This is a genomic window from Psychrobacter sp. HII-4 (assembly GCF_904846595.1).
Taxonomy (GTDB): Bacteria; Pseudomonadota; Gammaproteobacteria; order Pseudomonadales; family Moraxellaceae; genus Psychrobacter; species Psychrobacter celer.
This window is the reverse complement of the sequence record NZ_CAJHBJ010000067.1, coordinates 1-4769: the sequence shown is the minus strand read 5'-3', so window position 1 is coordinate 4769 and position 4769 is coordinate 1. Positions and strand designations below refer to the sequence as shown.

Here is a 4769-nt window from a genome sequence, read left to right as displayed (position 1 = left end):
GGCGACGATCTGTAGCTGGTCTGAGAGGATGATCAGCCACACCGGGACTGAGACACGGCCCGGACTCCTACGGGAGGCAGCAGTGGGGAATATTGGACAATGGGGGGAACCCTGATCCAGCCATGCCGCGTGTGTGAAGAAGGCCTTTTGGTTGTAAAGCACTTTAAGCAGTGAAGAAGACCTAACGGTTAATACCCGTTAGCGATGACATTAGCTGCAGAATAAGCACCGGCTAACTCTGTGCCAGCAGCCGCGGTAATACAGAGGGTGCAAGCGTTAATCGGAATTACTGGGCGTAAAGCGAGCGTAGGTGGCTTGATAAGTCAGATGTGAAATCCCCGGGCTTAACCTGGGAACTGCATCTGATACTGTTAAGCTAGAGTAGGTGAGAGGGAAGTAGAATTCCAGGTGTAGCGGTGAAATGCGTAGAGATCTGGAGGAATACCGATGGCGAAGGCAGCTTCCTGGCATCATACTGACACTGAGGTTCGAAAGCGTGGGTAGCAAACAGGATTAGATACCCTGGTAGTCCACGCCGTAAACGATGTCTACTAGTCGTTGGGTCCCTTGAGGACTTAGTGACGCAGCTAACGCAATAAGTAGACCGCCTGGGGAGTACGGCCGCAAGGTTAAAACTCAAATGAATTGACGGGGGCCCGCACAAGCGGTGGAGCATGTGGTTTAATTCGATGCAACGCGAAGAACCTTACCTGGTCTTGACATACACAGAATCTTGTAGAGATACGAGAGTGCCTTCGGGAATTGTGATACAGGTGCTGCATGGCTGTCGTCAGCTCGTGTCGTGAGATGTTGGGTTAAGTCCCGCAACGAGCGCAACCCTTGTCCTTAGTTACCAGCGGGTTAAGCCGGGAACTCTAAGGATACTGCCAGTGACAAACTGGAGGAAGGCGGGGACGACGTCAAGTCATCATGGCCCTTACGACCAGGGCTACACACGTGCTACAATGGTAGGTACAGAGGGTAGCTACACAGCGATGTGATGCGAATCTCAAAAAGCCTATCGTAGTCCAGATTGGAGTCTGCAACTCGACTCCATGAAGTAGGAATCGCTAGTAATCGCGGATCAGAATGCCGCGGTGAATACGTTCCCGGGCCTTGTACACACCGCCCGTCACACCATGGGAGTTGATTGCACCAGAAGTGGTTAGCCTAACTTAGTGAGGGCGATCACCACGGTGTGGTTGATGACTGGGGTGAAGTCGTAACAAGGTAGCCGTAGGGGAACCTGCGGCTGGATCACCTCCTTATAGACAGCATTCGGTCAGCAAGAATTCACAACAAGTTGTTCTTTAGTTTAAGCTTACGTTTTAGGACGTACTAGGGTCTGTAGCTCAGCTGGTTAGAGCACCGTGTTGATAACGCGGGGGTCGGTGGTTCAAGTCCACCTAGACCCACCATTATACATGGGGCCATAGCTCAGTTGGTAGAGCGCCTGCCTTGCACGCAGGAGGTCAACGGTTCGACTCCGTTTGGCTCCACCACTACAAACCTCGGCAGTTTAGAGTGCAAATAAATACAATAGGTATTAAATAGAAACAAGTGATTTATCTTGAATAAGACATGATTGCTTCTTTCTGTTTTATACGGAAATCTATGACTTGACGAAAGCATAGAGACTATTTAAAAACATAGATATGAGTCTGGGTTAGCAATAACATTTCACGTGTTATTGCTAACCTGAAGACTAGCCTTTTAACGACATTGTTTGTTATCCCAAGGGCTAGTCTTCAAAGTAAAGAGAACTGAATCAAGCGTAAACATAGGTGATATCGTTATAATTGCTGACAAAGACCCTTTGGGGTTGTATGGTCAAGTAATTAAGCGCACATGGTGGATGCCTTGGCAGTCAGAGGCGATGAAAGACGTGACAGCCTGCGATAAGCTTCGGGGAGGCGGCAATATCCTGTGATCCGGAGATTTCTGAATGGGGAAACCCACTTACCATAAGGTAAGTATCTTGTACTTGTACAAGAAGCGAACGAGGGGAAGTGAAACATCTCAGTACCCTTAGGAATAGACATCAATTGAGATTCCCCTAGTAGCGGCGAGCGAACGGGGAGAAGCCGATTAATGCTAATGTAGAAGAACAGCGTGGGAAAGCTGACCATAGTAGGTGATAGTCCTGTATTCGAAACATTAGCGTTAACATATTAAGTAGAGCGGGGCACGAGAAATCCTGTTTGAAGATGGGGGGACCATCCTCCAAGGCTAAATACTCCTGACTGACCGATAGTGAACCAGTACCGTGAGGGAAAGGCGAAAAGAACCCCTGTGAGGGGAGTGAAATAGAACCTGAAACCGTGTGCGTACAAGCAGTGGGAGCCCACTTGTTGGGTGACCGCGTACCTTTTGTATAATGGGTCAGCGACTTATATTCTGTAGCAAGGTTAACCGTTTAGGGGAGCCGTAGGGAAACCGAGTCTTAATAGGGCGACTAGTTGCAGGGTATAGACCCGAAACCGAGTGATCTATCCATGAGCAGGTTGAAAGTGCCGTAACAGGCACCGGAGGACCGAACCCACTGTCGTTGAAAAGCCAGGGGATGACTTGTGGATAGGGGTGAAAGGCTAATCAAACTCGGTGATAGCTGGTTCTCCCCGAAAGCTATTTAGGTAGCGCCTCGGACGAACACCATTGGGGGTAGAGCACTGTTTCGGCTAGGGGGTCATACCGACTTACCAAACCGATGCAAACTCCGAATACCGATGAGTGATATCCGGGAGACACACGGTGGGTGCTAACGTCCATCGTGGAGAGGGAAACAACCCAGACCGCCAGCTAAGGCCCCAAATTCCTAGTTAAGTGGGAAACGAGGTGGGAAGGCATAGACAGCTAGGAGGTTGGCTTAGAAGCAGCCATCCTTTAAAGAAAGCGTAATAGCTCACTAGTCGAGTCGGCCCGCGCGGAAGATGTAACGGGGCTCAAACTAGGAGCCGAAGCTGCGGATTTGAAAATTGTTTCAAGTGGTAGGGGAGCGTTGTGTAAGCCTGTGAAGGTGTGTTGTAAAGCATGCTGGAGGTATCACAAGAGCGAATGCTGACGTGAGTAACGATAATGCGAGTGAAAAGCTCGCACGCCGGAAGACCAAGGGTTCCAGTCCAACGTTAATCGGGGCTGGGTGAGTCGACCCCTAAGGCGAGGCCGAAAGGCGTAGTCGATGGGAAATCGGTTAATATTCCGATACTTGTTTATGATGCGATGGAGGGACGGAGAAGGTTATGCCAGCTCAGCGATGGTTGTCTGAGTGGAAGGATGTAGGTTTATAGCTTAGGTAAATCCGGGCTATTTTATACCGAGATCTGATAGCAAGTCCTACTTGTAGGACGAAGTGGCAAATACCATGCTTCCAGGAAAAGCTTCTAAGCGATAGTCATAAACGAATCGTACCCGAAACCGACACAGGTGGTCAGGTAGAGAATACCAAGGCGCTTGAGAGAACTCTGCTGAAGGAACTAGGCAAAATGGTACCGTAACTTCGGGAGAAGGTACGCTGCTGATGGTGAAGGACTTGCTCCGTAAGCTATTGGCAGTCGCAGATACCAGGCTGCTGCAACTGTTTATTAAAAACACAGCACTCTGCAAACACGAAAGTGGACGTATAGGGTGTGATGTCTGCCCGGTGCTGGAAGGTTAATTGATGGGCTTAGCGTATGCGAAGGTCTTGATCGAAGCCCCAGTAAACGGCGGCCGTAACTATAACGGTCCTAAGGTAGCGAAATTCCTTGTCGGGTAAGTTCCGACCTGCACGAATGACATAATGATGGCAGCGCTGTCTCCAGCAGAGACTCAGTGAAATCGAAATCGCAGTGAAGATGCTGTGTACCCGCGGCTAGACGGAAAGACCCCGTGAACCTTTACTACAGCTTTACATTGAACTTTGACCTGACTTGTGCAGGATAGGTGGGAGGCTTTGAAACCGAGACGCCAGTCTTGGTGGAGCCATCCTTGAAATACCACCCTGGTCATGTTGGGGTTCTAACTCAGGTATCACAATACCGAGGACAATGTATGGTGGGTAGTTTGACTGGGGCGGTCTCCTCCTAAAGAGTAACGGAGGAGTACGAAGGTGCGCTCAGAACGGTCGGAAATCGTTCATAGAGTATAAAGGCAAAAGCGCGCTTAACTGCGAGACCCACAAGTCGAGCAGGTACGAAAGTAGGTCTTAGTGATCCGGTGGTTCTGTATGGAAGGGCCATCGCTCAACGGATAAAAGGTACTCTGGGGATAACAGGCTGATACCGCCCAAGAGTTCATATCGACGGCGGTGTTTGGCACCTCGATGTCGGCTCATCTCATCCTAGGGCTGAAGCAGGTCCTAAGGGTATGGCTGTTCGCCATTTAAAGAGGTACGCGAGCTGGGTTTAGAACGTCGTGAGACAGTTCGGTCCCTATCTACCGTGGGCGTTGGAAATTTGAGAGGATCTGCTCCTAGTACGAGAGGACCAGAGTGGACGAACCGCTGGTGTTCGGGTTGTCATGCCAATGGCATTGCCCGGTAGCTACGTTCGGATGGGATAACCGCTGAAAGCATCTAAGCGGGAAGCCCACCTCAAGATTAGATTTCCCTAAAGAGCCGTTCAAGACTAGGACGTTGATAGGCAGGGTGTGGAAGCGCAGTGATGCGTGTAGCTAACCTGTACTAATTGCTCGTTTGGCTTGACCATACAACACCCAAGTGGTTTGTATCAAGCATTATATCGATATCACCGTTATCCTTGATTCAGTTAGGATAAGTGATACTTAAGTCA

General features: G+C 49.8%; 2 tRNA genes and 2 rRNA genes. All 4 read left to right on the top strand.

The features are described from left to right. A 16S ribosomal RNA gene (locus JMX98_RS13405) occupies window positions 1-1268 on the top strand; the annotation flags it as partial. Between the two features lie 73 nt (window positions 1269-1341). Continuing rightward, window positions 1342-1418 (top strand) — tRNA-Ile (locus tag JMX98_RS13400). A gap of 8 nt (window positions 1419-1426) precedes the next feature. Beyond that, window positions 1427-1502: transfer RNA gene (locus tag JMX98_RS13395), tRNA-Ala, on the top strand. 326 nt (window positions 1503-1828) lie between these two features. Beyond that, window positions 1829-4685, top strand: a 23S ribosomal RNA gene (locus JMX98_RS13390). Window positions 4686-4769: the final 84 nt, after the last annotated feature.